This is a genomic window from Janthinobacterium sp. JC611, assembly GCF_018682595.1.
In the GTDB taxonomy this organism is placed as follows: Bacteria; Pseudomonadota; Gammaproteobacteria; order Burkholderiales; family Burkholderiaceae_D; genus Janthinobacterium.
Genome location: NZ_JAFLJN010000007.1, coordinates 67730 through 82414, shown reverse-complemented (window position 1 = coordinate 82414; position 14685 = coordinate 67730). Strand labels below are relative to the sequence as shown.

The window sequence follows — 14685 nt, the reverse complement described above, 5'->3', positions numbered from 1 at the left end:
TTGTACTGGCAGGTTGGATCGAATGAGGGGAGCCGGCGTTAAGTGAATAACAACATTTGACGGGCAGCCTCTTCGTGCTTTTCCATAGTGGCTACCCAGGCGAACGGCTGATGAAAAATCTCACGTTTCCCGGTGGGTGCCCACCTTTCGCCGGTTTGCCGATCGCCATCCATGGAAATCGCCCGACTTTTCGCCAGTCACGTGAGACGGAATGGAAATCAAATTGTAAGTTAAGTGCCCAAATTGAGCAAGGAATGCAACCGTGCGGCTATAATCGCCGCCCGGGCAGCGCCCGTCCACGATCTTAAGCTGGACGTAAACTTTGCCACGGCATGTAAGCGTATGTTACGGGGCTTGCCATCGCAGCCCTGCGTTTTACAATGCTGTGGTGCAACTTATATGCAGCTTTTGCATGGTTTTCCAGCAAGCGCCCACAGTCACAAGAAGAAAAATCGCGTAAAATGTTGCTCAATCTCACTACTGGCGCAATAAACATGCCTTCAGTCTTTACCTGGAACGTACGTGTCTACTATGAAGACACCGACGCCGGCGGCATCGTCTACTACGCTAACTACCTGAAATTCTTCGAGCGCGCGCGCACCGAATGGCTGCGCGCCATCGACGTGGGCCAGCAGACATTGCTGGAACAGCACGACGCGATGTTCGTTGTCAAAAGCGTCAACGCCGACTATCATGCGCCGGCCAGGCTCGATGACACGGTAAGATTAACCTTAAGCATAGAAAAAATGGGGCGCGCCTCCATCGTTTTCCTGCAACAAGCCTGGTGCGGCGACCGCCTGCTCAACACGGCCCGCGTCAAGATCGGCTGCGTCGACTCGGCACTGCGCCCGCGCGCCGTGCCTGATGCAGTCGCGGCCCGCATGCGCGCCGCCTGAGCCCTACCGCCACCCCCGGATAATTCACCCAACAGACTGCCAGCCAATGAACGTTACACAAGATCTTTCTTTCCTCGCGCTCATCACCAACGCCCATTTGATCGTGCAACTGATCATGGCCCTGCTGCTGCTGATTTCCCTGACCAGCTGGACCTACATTTTCCGCAAGATGTTTGCCGTGCGCCAGGCGCGCAAGCAAACCATCGAATTTGAACGCAGCTTCTGGGCCGGCGGCAACCTGCATGCGCTGCATCAAAACGCCAGCGGCAACCGCGACCAGAGCGGCGCGCTGGCCCGCATCTTCGACGCCGGCATGGGCGAATTCATCAAGGGCAAGGCTTCCTACGGTTCGCGCGAAGCGCTGGACGTGGGCGCCGTGCTCGACGGCGCACGCCGCGCCATGCGCGCCGCCTTCCAGCGCGAAATGGACGTGCTCGAATCGCACCTGGCCTTCCTCGCGTCCGTCGGTTCCGTCTCGCCGTACATCGGCCTGCTCGGTACCGTGTGGGGCATCATGAACGCCTTCCGCGGCCTGGCCAACGTGCAGCAAGCCACGTTGGCCGCCGTCGCGCCCGGCATTGCCGAAGCGCTGATCGCCACGGCAATCGGCCTGTTCGCGGCCATTCCCGCCGTCGTCGCCTACAACCGTTTTTCGCATGACATCGACCGCCTGGCGATCCGCTTCGAGAGCTTCGTCGAGGAGTTCTCCAACATCTTGCAGCGCCAGTCGCGCTAAGAGGGAGCAAGGTCCATGGGTTCCTCATTCAATAGCGGCGGCATGCGCGGCGGCCGTGGCCGCAAGTTCAAGTCCGAGATCAACGTCGTGCCCTACATCGACGTGATGCTGGTGCTGCTGATCATTTTCATGGTGATGCCGTCGTCGAACAATCCCAGCGTGGTGAACTTGCCCAACGCGGAAAAGTCGGCCAAACCGCCCGACGACTATATCCAGATCGTGCTGAAGCCGAATGGTTCGCTGTCGATCGGCGTGATCGGCAAGGAACAGCTGGCGCCGGAAACGGAACCGAACCGCGACGCCCTGCTGCGCAAGCTGCGCGGTCTGCACGAGAGCAATCCCGACTATCCCGTGATGATCGCGGGCGACAAGGAAAGCAAGTACGACGATGTGATCCAGCTCATTTCGGAAGCGAAAAAGATGGGCATTACCCGCGTCGGCCTGGCCACCAAGTAAGCGCAGCTCCCTGTTTCCAGACTTGACCGTTTTTAGATAGACTAGACTTTGCAGACCAAACAAATCGACCATGTACTCGGCAAGCCCTACAGCGTGCCGCGCGAACGCAGCCGCTGGCCCTCGCTGGGCCTGGCGCTGGCGATGCACCTTGGCCTGCTGTTTTTCTTGTGGGTGGGCGTACACTGGCAAAATACGGAACCTGTCGCCGTCGAAGCGGAAGTGTGGGACATGAAGGTGCAGACGGCCGCGCCGCCGCCCGACGTGGCGACGGAACCGGAGCCGACGCCGACGCCGCCGCAACCCGAAGTGGAACAGCCGGCCCCGCCGCCACCGCCGCCAGTGGCCGCGCCCGAGCCGAAGGTCGACCTGCGCGAGGCGGAAATCGCCCTCGAGCGCAAGAAGGCCAAGCTGAAGGAAGAGAAAGCGGCGGCGGAAGAACGCCGCAAGCAGGAATTGAAGGAACGCGAGGAAGAAAAGCGCGAGCTGGAAAAACAGAAGCAGAAAGAAAAAGACAAGGCGGCCAAGCTGGAAAAAGAAAAGGCCGACAAGCTGGAGAAAGCCAAGGAAGCCAAAGAGAAAGAAAAAGCGGCGGAAGAAAAAGCCGAGAAAGAACTGTCCGAGAAAAAAGCGGCGGCGGAAAAAGCGGCCAAGGCCAAGAAAGCGGCGGAAGAGAAAAAAGCCGCCGACAAGGCGCGTGACGCGGAAATGCGCCGCATCACGGGCGCTGCAGGCGCCGGCACAACGGGCACGGCCGCGAAAGCGACCGCGCCGCGCAAGGACAGCGGCTATGTCGCTGCCCTGACGAGCAAGATCAAGAGCAATATCGCGTACAGCGGTAGCACGGACGTGCCGGGCAACCCGCGCGCCGTGTTCAAGATCGAGCAACTGCCAACTGGGGAAATTATTTCGGTCCGAAAGATTAAAAGCAGCGGCCTGCCGGCGTATGACAGCTCGGTGGAAAACGCCATTAATAAATCGTCGCCACTGCCGAAGAAAAAAGACGGCACCGTGGAACGCGAGATTGAACTCATATTCGAGATGAAGGATTTGCCTAAATGATGACCATGAAAAAAATGAGCTATGTCGTGCTCTGTGCCGGCCTGATGCTGGGAGCCGCCGGCGCCCAGGCGCAGCTGCGCGTGGAGATTACGGGGATCGGCAGCAACCAGATCCCGGTGGCTGTCGCCAGCTTCGTCAATGAATCGGCGGCGCCGCAATCGCTGTCCGGCATCATCAAGGCCGACCTGGCGCGCAGCGGCGTGTTCAAGCTGATCGACGCCGATGCGCCCGTCTCGGAAACGGCGCCCGTCAGCTACGAGCAATGGAAGTCGCGCGGCGCCGACGCGCTGGCGGCCGGCAGCGTGCAAAGCATGGCCGATGGCCGCCTGGACGTGCGCTACAAGCTGTTCGACACCATCAAGGGCGCGCAGATCTCGAGCATGAACAATGCGGCCGCGCCGCAGTTCAACCGCTTGCTGGCGCACAAGATCGCCGATGACATCTATGAAAAGCTGACGGGCGTCAAGGGCGCGTTCGCCACGCGCATCGCCTACGTCACGCAATCGGGCCGCGAATACCGGCTGGAAGTGGCCGACGCCGATGGCGAGGGCATCCAGGTCGCGCTGCGCTCGAACGAGCCGATCATTTCGCCGTCGTGGTCGCCGGACGGCACCAAGGTCGCGTATGTGTCGTTTGAAAAGAAAAAGCCCATCGTCTACGTGCAAAACCTGGTGACGCGCCAGCGCACCATCGTGTCGAATGAAAAAGGCAGCAATTCGGCGCCAAGCTGGAGCCCGGACGGCTCGCGCCTGGCCGTAGCCCTGTCGCGCGACGGCCATACCCAGGTCTACACCGTCAATGCCGACGGCAGCGGCTTGCGCCGCGTCAGCAACAGCAGCGGCATCGATACGGAACCGCAATTCTCGGCCGATGGACTAAGCATTTACTTCACCAGCGATCGCAGCGGCGGACCACAGATCTACCGCATGTCGGTCAGCGGCGGCGAAGCCAAGCGCGTGACGTTTGGCGGCTCCTACAACATCAGCCCGCGGATTTCCTCCGACGGGAAGACTCTCGCTTATATTTCCCGTCGCGACGGCAATTTCCAGCTCTACGCGCTCGACCTGGCTAGTGGCCAGGAACTGCGCCTGTCGGACACCGCCAACGACGAATCACCGAGCTTTTCGCCCAACGGGAAATATATCATGTACGCGACCGAATCCGGACGACGCAAGTCGCTGGCAGTGGTATCGGTGGATGGCCGCGTCAAACAGCGTTTGACTACGCAAGCTGGCAATATCAAGGAGCCCACCTGGGGTCCTTTTATGAAGTAAATGCTGTACAGTTTCACCTTTAACCATGACCCGGAGAATAAAAATGAGTAACTTTAAAAGTTTGGCTTTCATCGCCGCTACCGCAGCCCTGCTGTCCGCCTGCAGCACCCCAGTCAAAGTCGCAGAAACCCCAGTGGTTGAGCGCGCTCCTGAAAAAGTCGCCGCTCCAGTTGACACCCGTCAAGTTCAGCCAGTGACGACCGCATCGGTCGATCCGCTGGACGATCCAAAAGGCGTGCTGGCCAACCGCAGCATCTACTTCGACTTCGACAAATACGTCGTGCGCGAAGCGGACACCCCAGTCGTGCAAAACCACGCTGCTTACCTGGTGAAAACGCCTAGCCGCAAGATCCTGATCCAAGGTAACACCGATGAACGCGGTGGCGCCGAGTACAACCTGGCCCTGGGCCAGAAACGTGCTGAAGCCGTGCGCAAGTCGATGGCCGCCCTGGGCGTGCCGGAAGGCCAAATGGAAGCCGTGTCGCTGGGCAAAGAAAAGCCTAAAGCACAAGGCAGCAACGAAGCAGCATGGGCAGAAAACCGCCGCGCTGACATCGTTTATTGATGTTGACGGGTGAGCGCGGCAGCATTGACGCTTACCTAACTGGCCAGTCATAGGCATAATAATGGGGCGCAGCGCGGTGATTCACCGCCCGGCGCCCCGTTTGCATGTTTTGCGTAACCTTTGAAAGCCCGACCCATGATGACATTCTCGAAAGCCGGCGTCGCCGCCGCCTTGATGGCCGCGTTTGCCTACCTGCCCCTGCACGCCAACGCCGCCCTGTTCGATGACGACGAAGCACGCAAGGCCATCCTCGAGCTGCGCGCCAAGGTCGACGCCATGGCGCGCGACCTGAACGGCCGCATCGACGCCAAGGCGGACAAGACCAGCACCCTGAGCATGCTCAACCAGCACGACCAGACCATGCAGGAGATCGCCCGCCTGCGCGGCCAGATCGAAGTGCTGGGCAACGACCTGGCGAATGTGCAAAAGCGCCAGAAGGATTTCTACACCGACATCGACGCGCGCCTGCGCAAGCTCGAACCGCGCCAGGTCACCATCGACGGCCAGGAAGCGGCCGTGGGCGTGTCCGAGCAAAGCGCGTACGAATCTGCGTTCGGCCTGTTCAAGTCGGGGGACTACAAGGGCGCCGTGACGGCCCTGGACGCCTTCGTCAAGCGCTATCCGGAATCGGCCTACGCGGCCAACGCACAATACTGGCTGGGCAACGCCTATTACGCCCAGCGCGACTGCAAGAGCGCCATCACGGCCCAGCAGGCAGTGCTGAAGAACTACCCCGACAGCCCGAAGGCGGCCGACGCCATGCTCAACATCGCCAGCTGCTACACGGAGCTGAAGGACAAGCCGAACGCGACCAAGACCTTGAACGCCCTGATCTCGCGCTACCCGGACTCCAGCGCGGCCCAGGCTGCCAAGGAACGGGCCGGTAAAAAGTAAAAACGGGGAAAAAGTTGCCCGTTCGGTTTGACAGAATCCCGGGCACCCCCTATAATCTTTCTTCTTCGGGTCGTTAGCTCAGCTGGTAGAGCAGCGGACTTTTAATCCGTTGGTCGCAGGTTCGAATCCCGCACGGCCTACCAAATACGTCAGAGAAGCCAACCGTTCGCGGTTGGCTTTTTTGTTTTCAACGGCATCACCTACACTGAATGCCAGCGCTGACACAAATCAAACACCCTGCCACCTGCGATACGCCCCTGTCGAACTGTCGTATAATCAGGCAATCATGAACGGCCCCCTACCCTCGACCACATCCGCATTTGAGACAGCGGAAGCAGCCGAAACCTATGACCACTGGTTTCGCGCCAAGGTATTGTCATCACTAAATGATGACCGCCCTGCCCGTCCACATGCAACGGTCATGGCGCAACTGAGGAAAATCGTCACAGCCCAGCCTGATGACCATGCTGCCAATTCGATGGAAGGCTAAAGCGCAGGAAGATTTGACCACGATCCTTACTTACATCGCTCAGCGCAACCCGCCAGCAGCACTTCAGCTTTACAACGACATCGACAACGTCGCCTCCCAACTTCCACATCATCCTCATTTGTACCGAACCGGAAGAGTTGCCGGCACGCGGGAACTGGTAGCCCACCCAAACTATGTCGTCGTATATCACGTTGAAGCAAGCGCGATAGAAATTCTTGCCGTCATGCATACACGGCAACGATATCCCTGAGCCCCTCCCCTACCGGCATGCTGAACGCCAGTCGTTAACGCGACGCCAGCGCCGGCCTTCCCGCCAGATGCGCCAGCACACCGCCCATCACCCGCCCCAGCGGCACTTCCACCCAGCGGTAAAACGCGGCGCCGGCCGCCAGGCTGGCGCTCCAGGCGGTCAGCATGCCCAGCGCCTGCCATGCCGGTTCGAGCGGGGCATACGTGACAAACAGCGCATTGACCAGCAGGCTGACGGGAAAGTGGACGAGAAACACGGCATACGAGATGCGCCCCAGGGTATTGACGATGTTCCAGGCGCCGCCCTGGGACGGCGTACGGGCGCGGCCGAACAGGAACAGGGCGCAGGCGACGATCAGGGCCAGCGCGATGCGGCTGCGGTAGTCGACGGCCAGGGCCAGCAGGACGGGCACGGCGGCCATCGCCATGAGCGCCGTCATGGCGCCGGGTTTGCGGGCAGGGTCGCCGGCCCACCAGGCCAGCATGCCGAGGCCATAGCTGCCGAAGAAATACGGCGCCCAATTGTCCCAGCCAGCGTCGAGATTGAAATACAGCAGGGAAAAGGTGATGCCCGCGGTGACGGCCAGCGGCATCAGCCAGCGCCGGCGCCGCTGGCCCGCCAGGCGGCCGCCCAGCCATAGCAGCGCTACCGTCAGCAGGTACAGCTGGAAATCGATGGCCACGTACCAGGCGCCGGCCGACAGCGATTCATAGCCGAGCACGCCGTGCAGCAGCAAGGCATGGGCGCTCAGCTGGCCCAGGGTGACGGCGGCCGACATGGAATCGTGCAGCATCCAGATGCCGGCCACCGGGGTCATCACGGCCGCGAGCAAGGTGGCGGCCAGGAAAGGCGGCGCCAGCTTGGCATAACGGCGCCAGATGGCTTGCAGCGGCGTGGCAATGCCGGGGTTGCCGGCGGGCGAGAGGGATTTGGCGGCGAGAAAGCCGCCGATGACGAGAAACACCTGTACGGCGATGCGCGCGCTGCCGCCCAGCCAGTCCAGCAACTCGGGCCACAGGGGCTGCACGTAGTCGGACATGGGCCCGTAAAACGCCAGATGGTGCAACACGATCAACTGCGCCGCGCCCGCCTTCAAACCGTTGATCCAGCCAAACTGCGGACGATGTGCCAGGTCCGCCTGTGATACCACTGCTGCTGCCGTCATTCCCATCCCTTGCCATGCCAGGTAGTGTCGCCAGCGCGTCGCGCAACAGGCGCGCGGCCGGGGATTTACCGAAAGGCCGACATGATAGCCGAGCCTGGAAAATGGCGGGGCGCGGCAGGCGGCTAAGCTGCCGGCTTTTCCGCCTGCGGCGGCTCGGGCGCCAAGGGCCGCTGCGCCAGGATAGCGTCCAGCAAGCCGGGGAAACGGCTCTCGATGTCGGCGCGGCGCAGGGTATTCATGTGCGTCGTGCCCGCGTTTTCCGTGTAGACGAGACCCGCTTCGCGCAAGACCTTGAAATGGTGGGAAACGGTCGACTTCGGCCGCCCGCCATCGAGGTCGCCGCAGGCGGCCGCGTCGACTCTGGCCAGGTGGCGCACGATGTCGAGGCGGATGGAATCGCTCAAGGCGTACAGCACTCTTTCAAGCACGAATTCGCTGGCGGGAGGATGTTTGTGTGGGCGCATGTGCAGAATCATACAGCATGCGCTATACTAATTCCATTATTCGAATATTTACGAACTAACGAATCTGCAGCAGCACCTTACTCATCAACAAACCATAAAGGCCACCATGTCCGCCCTCTTCCAGCCCTACACTCTCAAAGGCATCACCCTGCGCAACCGCATCGCCGTGCCGCCCATGTGCCAATACATGGCCGTCGATGGCCAGGTCAACGACTGGCACCTGTCGCACTACGCGGGCATGGCCCGTGGCGGCGCCGGGCTGGTGATCGTCGAAGCGACGGCCGTGGCGCCGGAAGGCCGCATCACGCCCGGCTGCACGGGCATCTGGAACGATGACCTGGCGCAAGCCTTCGTGCCGGTGGTAAAGGCCATCAAGGCGGGCGGCTCCGTGCCCGGCATCCAGATCGCCCACGCGGGCCGCAAGGCCAGCGCCAACCGCCCATGGGAAGGCGACGACCATATCGTGGAAGGCGATGCGCGCGGCTGGCAAACCATCGCCCCGTCCGCCATCGCCTTTGGCGGCGGCCTGCCGAAGGTGCCGCGCGCCATGGACCTCGACGATATCGCCCGCGTGCGCCAGAACTTCGTCGACGCGGCCATCCGCGCCCGCGAAGTGGGCTTCGAATGGCTGGAACTGCACTTCGCCCACGGCTACCTGGCGCAAAGCTTCTTCTCGGCCCACTCGAACCAGCGCGACGATATCTATGGCGGCAGCGTGGAAAACCGCAGCCGCTTCCTGCTGGAAACCTTGAAAGCCGTGCGCGCAGTGTGGCCCGAGCACCTGCCGCTGACGATCCGCTTCGGCGTGCTGGAATTCGACGGCCGCGACGAGCAAACCCTGCTCGAATCGATAGCCCTCGTGCGCCAGTTCAAGGATGCCGGCATGGACATGCTCAGCGTCAGCATGGGCTTCACGATTCCCGACGTATCGATTCCATGGGGTCCCGCCTTCATGGGCCCGATCGCCGAAAGAGTCCGCCGCGAAGCGGGCGTGCCCGTCTCGTCCGCCTGGGGCTTCGGTACGCCGGCCATCGCCGAGCGCGTCGTCAAGGAAGAACAGCTGGACGTGGTGATGGTGGGCAAGGCGCACCTGGCCAATCCGCACTGGGCATATTTTGCCGCCAAGGAACTCGGCGTGGAACGCGCCTCGTGGACCCTGCCGGCGCCGTATGCGCACTGGCTGGAACGCTACTGATCGTCCTTGACCGTTGCCGGATGCCCCTCCAGGGGCAGTTCCGGCAGGAACAGCAGGAAAACCAGCCCCACCAGCAGCAGCACGGCGCCGGCGCCAAACACGCTGGCGATCGCATGGCGGTAGACGTCCACCGTCTGCGTCGCCGCGTGCGCGCCCAGCGCCGAGACGGCTTCCACGCCATGGCTATGTAGCTGGTGCGCCAGGATGGCGCCGGACGCCGTCACGCCCAGCAAGCCGCCCAGCGAGCGGAAAAAGGCCAGCATGGCCGTGCCCGCGGCGCGCCAGCGGCAAGGCATTTTGCACGGCGATCGTCATGTTCGGCATCACCAGGCCCAGTCCCGTGCCGAGCAGGAAGATGGCCGGCTCGATGACCCAATAACCGCGCGACGTTGCCATGGCCCAGGCCAGCACGGCAAACGCCAGCAGCGCCACCGCCAGCCCCGCCACCTGCACCATCTTGTACTTGCCCGAGCGCGACAGCACCCGGCCGTTGAACATCGGCGACGCCACCAGCCCCACCATCATCGCCACCGTCATCACGCCCGATTCGGCGGGACTCGCGCCCATCACCAGCTGGAAGAACAGGGGGAAGAAGACGCTGGCGCCCATCAGGCCCATGAAGGTCACGGCCATCACCAGGCTGGCGATATTGAAAGTACGGCTTTCGAACAGGTCGGGCGGCAGCACGGGTTCATCGACGCGCCCCACATGAAAGGCCAGCCAGATACCCAGCAGCAGCGCGCCTCCGCCGCACACCTTGATGGCGAGCGAGTCCCACGGCCACTCGGTGCCGCCCAGCGCCAGCACCAGCAGGGCCGCCGTGATGGCGCCCGTCAGCAAGGCCGAGCCAAGATAATCGATCTTGTGCGCATGCGTGCGCACCGGCTTGCGCATGGCGCGCGCGATGATGACAAAGGCGGCCGCGCCGATGGGCAGGTTGACCAGGAAAATCCAGTGCCACGACAAGGCATCCGTGATCACGCCGCCCAGCACGGGCCCCAGCACGCTGGTGACGGCAAACACGATGGGCACCATGCCCTGCCGCTTGCCCCGCTCGGCCGGCGGCACGATGTCGCCGATGATGATCTGTGCCAGCGGCATGAAGCCGCCCGCGCCCAGGCCCTGGATGGCGCGGAAGATGATCAGCTCCGTCATGTTCTGCGCCAGTGCGCACAGCACAGAACCGAGCAAAAAGGTCAGCAGCGCGGTGAAGATCATGGGGCGGCGGCCGTACTGGTCGGCCAGCTTGCCGTACAGGGGCATGGTGGCCGTCGAGGCCAGCACATAGGCCGTGACCACCCAGGACAGGTGCGCCATGCCGCCCAGGTCGTCGACGATGCGCGGCAAGGCCGTGGCGACGATGCTCTGGTCCAGCGCGCCCAGGCCCAGCACGGCCATCAAACCCAGGTAGATGGCGCGCACTTCGCGTTCGGTGACGGGTTTGGCCGCGTCTTGCTTTGCGCCTGCGGCGTGATCGTGGCCGCTCATGCCTGTCCAATCTCGAGCAAGGGTTGCATGGCGGCGGCCAGCGCATCGACCTGCTGCGGCGTCAGACGGGCGATGCGATGCGCCAGCGCATCGCGGCGGCGCGCGCGCAGGGTCTCGAGCACGGCCAGCCCTTGCGCGGACACCTGCAAGCCCGAACGCCGGCGGTCCTGCGGATCGGGCGCGCTGCGCTCGACCAGGCCCGCCTCTTCGAGCGACTTGACTTGCGCGCTGACGGTGGGCCCGCGCACATTCTGCAGACGCGCCAGCGCGGCCACGCCGATGCCGGGCTGCTCGTGGATCAACGCCAGCAGCATGTACTGCATCATCGACACGCCGCCCTCCAGCTCGCCCCCTCCGCGCTGCATGGTACGCAGCAGGCGCTTGAACGCCGTGCGCAATTCGTCGGACAGCGCCAGTGCGCGCTCAGGGATGGGAAGGTCTTCGGTAGTGGACATGGAAATATATAAGTAGGTAGGCTATCTACCCATATTAGTCCGCCCCCGAGCGCTGCGCAAGGTTTTTTCCATCCCCGCCCTTCCCAAAACCGCCGTTGGCCGTCATAATAGCCGCCCTTGGGTCGTTAGCTCAGCTGGTAGAGCAGCGGACTTTTAATCCGTTGGTCGCAGGTTCGAATCCCGCACGGCCTACCAAATACTTCAGAGAAGCCAACCGTTCGCGGTTGGCTTTTTGCATTTTCCGCCACTATGTCCATGCTACGCACCGCATCGCCACAAAATAGTCTCTCCACCCTCATTGAAAAACAAATACACAACGCCACCTTCCAAGGGCAAACATCGATAAACCACTCACAGGAATCCATGTATGGATACGGCACGCGATACAAGAACCCTCGATTTGGTCGAATGCGAGGAGCTTTGGACCATGGAGACAGTGGATCGCAACGGCTTTATCTGCCGTGGATGCACCACCCAGGTATTTCCTGCATCGTTCGATAAAGAGCACAACAAAAAGCGCCCGTACTTCACGCTAGGGCCGAGCAACAAGCATCAGGCGGGTTGTGATATTGACGGTGAGGACAAGATAATCAAGCGCGCAAAGAAAGAGCGAGTTGGCACGCCAGAAGGGTTCCCACTACCGTTCCCCAGCAAATTGATACTCACCGACAAACGCCCCGTAGAAGCTAAAGACCTCGTTACGCAAGGATTATCCGGCAGCACAAGGACAAGCAGCACGTCGGATAAAAATGCCGCCACGCCACGCAAGTATCATGGCCATTCAGTAAAAAACATTCGACCCGCATGCCGTGCATTCATTCAGCTTCCAAACGACCGCGACTTTCTGCCGCTCGAGATTCCTGGTGTTGCAGGCAACACCTATGCCAAAATCTTCACTTACCTGCGTAGCAAAAAGCCAGAACCATTCAAGTTTCCAACCCGGCTTTATTACGCAGCAATCCGCTGGGTAGCAAGGCCACTGATAACAGAAGAGTACTGCGAGCTGACGCTTAACGCAGGCGAATGGAGCCAAGAAACGGGGGGATACAAGACGCTTTGCAAAGTGCGCGTGAACTGGGCAAGTTGGAGTAAGGTCCGTCGTAACACGTTGCTACGCGAATTCACCACGACTCGCGAAGAAGCCATCGAGCAAGCAAAGCGTAACAAGCAGATTAAAGGATGGATTTTCTTCGTCGGTACACAGGATCCTGCCGACCCAAGTATTTTTCATATAGACAATTACCAACTGATCTGCTGCCTTTCAGCGGAACTGATTTGGCCATCAAAGAAGTAGCGTTCCCAAAGGACGGCCAATACAAGGCACGACGTTATTGAGATCGCGGGATCGGGGTCAAGTCCGGCATTCGTACACGATTTCAGCCTTGGCCGCCTCCATCAACAGCAAGTTGCGCTTTATCCAATACCGATATTGCTCGATGAACCGCCATCCCCATACCTCCCCGGCGTCACGCCCATCACGCGCTTGAACATGGCGATGAAGGCGCTGACGTTGTCGTAGCCCAGGTCCAGCGCAATCGTCGTCACGGGCTGGCCACTAGCCAATAGTTCCAGGGCGCGCAGGATGCGGGCGCGCTGGCGCCAGGCGGACGGCGTAAAACCGGTCTCGATCGTGAAACGGCGCGCCAGGGTGCGCGGCGAGACGCCGGCCCAGGCGGCCAGCGCTTCCACGCCCCGCTCGTCGGCCAGGTCATCGAGCACGGCGCGCGCCACGCGCAGCAGGCGCGGGTCCCTGGGTAGCGACAAACCGAAGGGCTCGTGCGGCGCCGCGGTGATCTCGTCGAGGATCACGCCCGCCACCCGGGCCTGCCGCGCGTCCAGCGCGCCATCGCCCCAGGCGCTGGCGCGGCCCACCGCTTCGCGCAGCAAGCCCGAGACGCGCATCACGCAAGGCGCGGCGGACAAATCGCCGCAACTGGCCTCGTCCACGTACACGCTCCAGCCCGCAAACGGGCCATGCGAACGCAGCGCATGGACGTGATGGGGCGGCATCCACACGCAATGACTGGCCGGCACCACCCACTGCCCGCTGTCGGCGGCAACGGAGAGCAAGCCCCGCGTGGCGCCGAACAGCTGGCCGCTGGCGTGGCGGTGCGCCGCCGTCACGCGCTCCTGTGGCTGGGAAATATGCATGGCGCGCAGCGGCGGCAAAATTGGCGGATTTGACGTATCGAATGACATAAACAACGCAGGCAAGACAATCCCGCCATCATACAGTGGCGTCTTTCCATCGTTCAGGAGTGCATCATGCGCGCAGAAGACGTATTACCCGATCAACAAAACCAGGGCCAGTTCAACGGCGTCACCGTGCGCAAGGGCACGGTGGGCGCCTTCCTCGCCAATGCCAGGCTATGGCTGGACGAGACCAGCAGCGGCGCCGAGCGAAGCGGCGCCGAGCGCGACATCCTCGACTCACTGCCCGCCTTGCACGCGCTGGGACTGTTCGACATCGTGCAAGTGCGCGATGCGGCGCTGCGCGAACTGGTATCGCCATCGGGCAAGTAGGCGGCACCGGCTCGTCGCCGGCGCGCATTTCCTCTATCATGCTGCTTTGCCCGCCTTCGCACCCGCCATGCCGTTTACCATTGCCGCTCCCGTCCACAGCGAACTGATCATCAAGAAAAGCCGTTTCATCGGTTGCGTGCAGCCGATGACGGACCGCGCCAGCGCGCAGCAGGTGGTCAATGACTTGAAGGCCCAGCATCCGGGCGCCTGCCATGTGTGCTGGGCGCTGCTGGCGGGCGGGCAGTCGGCCGCCGTCGATGATGGCGAGCCGAGCGGCACGGCCGGGCGGCCCATGCTCGATGTGCTGCGCCACCAGGACCTGGAAGGCGTGCTGGCGACCGTCGTGCGCTACTTTGGCGGAGTGAAACTGGGCGCGGGCGGCCTGGTGCGCGCCTACACGGACAGCGTGGCGCAAGCGCTATTGCAGGCGGAAAAGACGGCCATCGTGCGCCAGAGAATCCTGCGCTGCACGGTGCCGTATGCGATGGAAGGCATGCTGCGCCGCGAACTCGACGGCGCCGGCGCCACACTGCTGAACGTGGCACACGGCGACGACGTGCTGTTCGACTTCAGCCTGCCTGAAACGGCGGCCACCGCCCTGCTCGCCCACTTGCTTGAGGCGGGGAATGGACGGATACAGTGGCTGGACGCACAGGATGGCGAGGGCCAGCCATAATCAACTGGTGCAGCCTGGCGGACATGATGGACGGCGATAATCGCCCAATGGAAAACATATCCGCTTTTGCCGGAATACGCTGATCCACGACCACGGCGA

At 62.1% G+C, this 14685-nt stretch carries 19 protein-coding genes, 2 tRNA genes and 1 riboswitch; of the genes, 15 read left to right on the top strand and 6 right to left on the bottom strand.

Going from position 1 to position 14685, the window contains the following annotated elements; genetic code table 11:
- Positions 1-86: 86 nt before the first annotated feature.
- A riboswitch (ZMP/ZTP riboswitch) is annotated at positions 87-211 on the bottom strand.
- Positions 212-494: 283 nt separating this feature from the next.
- The 10 genes from ybgC to J0O65_RS07095 all read left to right on the top strand — a co-directional run bounded on the left by ybgC (position 495) and on the right by J0O65_RS07095 (position 6620).
- A complete protein-coding gene (gene ybgC, locus J0O65_RS07140) occupies positions 495-896 on the top strand; it encodes a tol-pal system-associated acyl-CoA thioesterase (RefSeq protein ID WP_215405431.1) in 402 nt (133 codons plus the stop codon).
- A gap of 46 nt (positions 897-942) precedes the next feature.
- The gene (gene tolQ / locus J0O65_RS07135) at positions 943-1632 is read left to right on the top strand and encodes a protein TolQ (RefSeq protein WP_046682323.1); all 690 of its coding nucleotides are present in this window, start codon (positions 943-945) and stop codon (positions 1630-1632) included.
- Positions 1633-1647: 15 nt separating this feature from the next.
- Positions 1648-2088: an ExbD/TolR family protein gene (locus J0O65_RS07130; protein ID WP_226939836.1), complete on the top strand. Its 441-nt coding sequence runs from the start codon at positions 1648-1650 to the stop codon at positions 2086-2088.
- A gap of 48 nt (positions 2089-2136) precedes the next feature.
- Positions 2137-3147 carry a cell envelope integrity protein TolA gene (gene tolA / locus J0O65_RS07125; protein ID WP_251373576.1) on the top strand — a complete coding sequence of 337 codons (1011 nt, stop codon included), beginning with the start codon at positions 2137-2139 and terminating at the stop codon, positions 3145-3147.
- A 5-nt stretch (positions 3148-3152) separates the two neighbouring features.
- Positions 3153-4421, top strand: coding sequence for a Tol-Pal system beta propeller repeat protein TolB (gene tolB / locus J0O65_RS07120; RefSeq protein ID WP_502793546.1), 1269 nt, complete (start codon positions 3153-3155; stop codon positions 4419-4421).
- Between the two features lie 43 nt (positions 4422-4464).
- Positions 4465-4986: a peptidoglycan-associated lipoprotein Pal gene (pal, locus tag J0O65_RS07115; RefSeq protein WP_034759187.1), complete on the top strand. Its 522-nt coding sequence runs from the start codon at positions 4465-4467 to the stop codon at positions 4984-4986.
- Positions 4987-5121: 135 nt separating this feature from the next.
- The gene (ybgF, locus tag J0O65_RS07110; protein WP_215405427.1) at positions 5122-5880 is read left to right on the top strand and encodes a tol-pal system protein YbgF; all 759 of its coding nucleotides are present in this window, start codon (positions 5122-5124) and stop codon (positions 5878-5880) included.
- A 67-nt stretch (positions 5881-5947) separates the two neighbouring features.
- Positions 5948-6023: transfer RNA gene (locus tag J0O65_RS07105), tRNA-Lys, on the top strand.
- Positions 6024-6166: 143 nt separating this feature from the next.
- Positions 6167-6370, top strand: coding sequence for a type II toxin-antitoxin system RelB family antitoxin (relB, locus tag J0O65_RS07100; RefSeq protein WP_215405425.1), 204 nt, complete (start codon positions 6167-6169; stop codon positions 6368-6370).
- Positions 6339-6620, top strand: a complete 282-nt coding sequence (locus J0O65_RS07095) for a type II toxin-antitoxin system RelE/ParE family toxin (RefSeq protein WP_251373574.1) — start codon at positions 6339-6341, stop codon at positions 6618-6620. Before relB ends, J0O65_RS07095 begins: the two co-directional genes overlap by 32 nt.
- Positions 6621-6654: 34 nt before the next feature.
- Here J0O65_RS07095 and J0O65_RS07090 read toward each other — a convergent pair whose 3' ends face one another.
- Positions 6655-7785 (bottom strand): acyltransferase family protein, encoded by a 1131-nt coding sequence (locus tag J0O65_RS07090; protein WP_215405422.1) that lies wholly within the window; start codon positions 7783-7785, stop codon positions 6655-6657.
- Between the two features lie 122 nt (positions 7786-7907).
- Positions 7908-8249, bottom strand: a complete 342-nt coding sequence (locus J0O65_RS07085) for an ArsR/SmtB family transcription factor (RefSeq protein WP_215405420.1) — start codon at positions 8247-8249, stop codon at positions 7908-7910.
- Positions 8250-8355: 106 nt separating this feature from the next.
- On the opposite strand from J0O65_RS07085, the gene J0O65_RS07080 reads away from it, so the two are divergent.
- Positions 8356-9444, top strand: coding sequence for an NADH:flavin oxidoreductase/NADH oxidase (locus J0O65_RS07080; RefSeq protein WP_215405418.1), 1089 nt, complete (start codon positions 8356-8358; stop codon positions 9442-9444).
- On the opposite strand, the gene J0O65_RS27840 is transcribed toward J0O65_RS07080, so the two are convergent.
- The 3 genes from J0O65_RS27840 to J0O65_RS07070 are packed head-to-tail and all read right to left on the bottom strand — an operon-like array spanning position 9438 to position 11387.
- Positions 9438-9707 (bottom strand): hypothetical protein, encoded by a 270-nt coding sequence (locus tag J0O65_RS27840; protein WP_251373572.1) that lies wholly within the window; start codon positions 9705-9707, stop codon positions 9438-9440. The two genes, J0O65_RS07080 and J0O65_RS27840, sit on opposite strands and share 7 nt — an antisense overlap.
- A complete protein-coding gene (locus tag J0O65_RS07075) occupies positions 9628-10932 on the bottom strand; it encodes an MDR family MFS transporter (protein ID WP_251373570.1) in 1305 nt (434 codons plus the stop codon). Before J0O65_RS07075 ends, J0O65_RS27840 begins: the two co-directional genes overlap by 80 nt.
- Positions 10929-11387, bottom strand: a complete 459-nt coding sequence (locus tag J0O65_RS07070) for a MarR family winged helix-turn-helix transcriptional regulator (RefSeq protein WP_215405416.1) — start codon at positions 11385-11387, stop codon at positions 10929-10931. The genes J0O65_RS07075 and J0O65_RS07070 overlap by 4 nt, the downstream gene beginning before the upstream one ends.
- A 119-nt stretch (positions 11388-11506) precedes the next feature.
- Here J0O65_RS07070 and J0O65_RS07065 point away from each other — a divergent pair.
- Both J0O65_RS07065 and J0O65_RS07060 read left to right on the top strand, forming a co-directional pair.
- Positions 11507-11582 (top strand) — tRNA-Lys (locus tag J0O65_RS07065).
- 172 nt (positions 11583-11754) lie between these two features.
- Complete coding sequence (locus J0O65_RS07060) at positions 11755-12681, top strand: hypothetical protein (RefSeq protein ID WP_215405414.1); 927 nt, start codon at positions 11755-11757, stop codon at positions 12679-12681.
- A 119-nt stretch (positions 12682-12800) separates the two neighbouring features.
- On the opposite strand, the gene J0O65_RS07055 is transcribed toward J0O65_RS07060, so the two are convergent.
- Entirely contained in the window at positions 12801-13586 is a 786-nt protein-coding gene (locus J0O65_RS07055) for an AraC family transcriptional regulator (RefSeq protein ID WP_215405412.1), read from the bottom strand.
- Positions 13587-13652: 66 nt separating this feature from the next.
- Here J0O65_RS07055 and J0O65_RS07050 point away from each other — a divergent pair, with 66 nt between their 5' ends.
- Together J0O65_RS07050 and J0O65_RS07045 are read left to right on the top strand one after the other, a co-directional pair.
- Positions 13653-13910, top strand: a complete 258-nt coding sequence (locus J0O65_RS07050; protein WP_215405410.1) for a hypothetical protein — start codon at positions 13653-13655, stop codon at positions 13908-13910.
- 67 nt (positions 13911-13977) lie between these two features.
- Positions 13978-14586 carry an IMPACT family protein gene (locus J0O65_RS07045; protein WP_215405408.1) on the top strand — a complete coding sequence of 203 codons (609 nt, stop codon included), beginning with the start codon at positions 13978-13980 and terminating at the stop codon, positions 14584-14586.
- Positions 14587-14685: the final 99 nt, after the last annotated feature.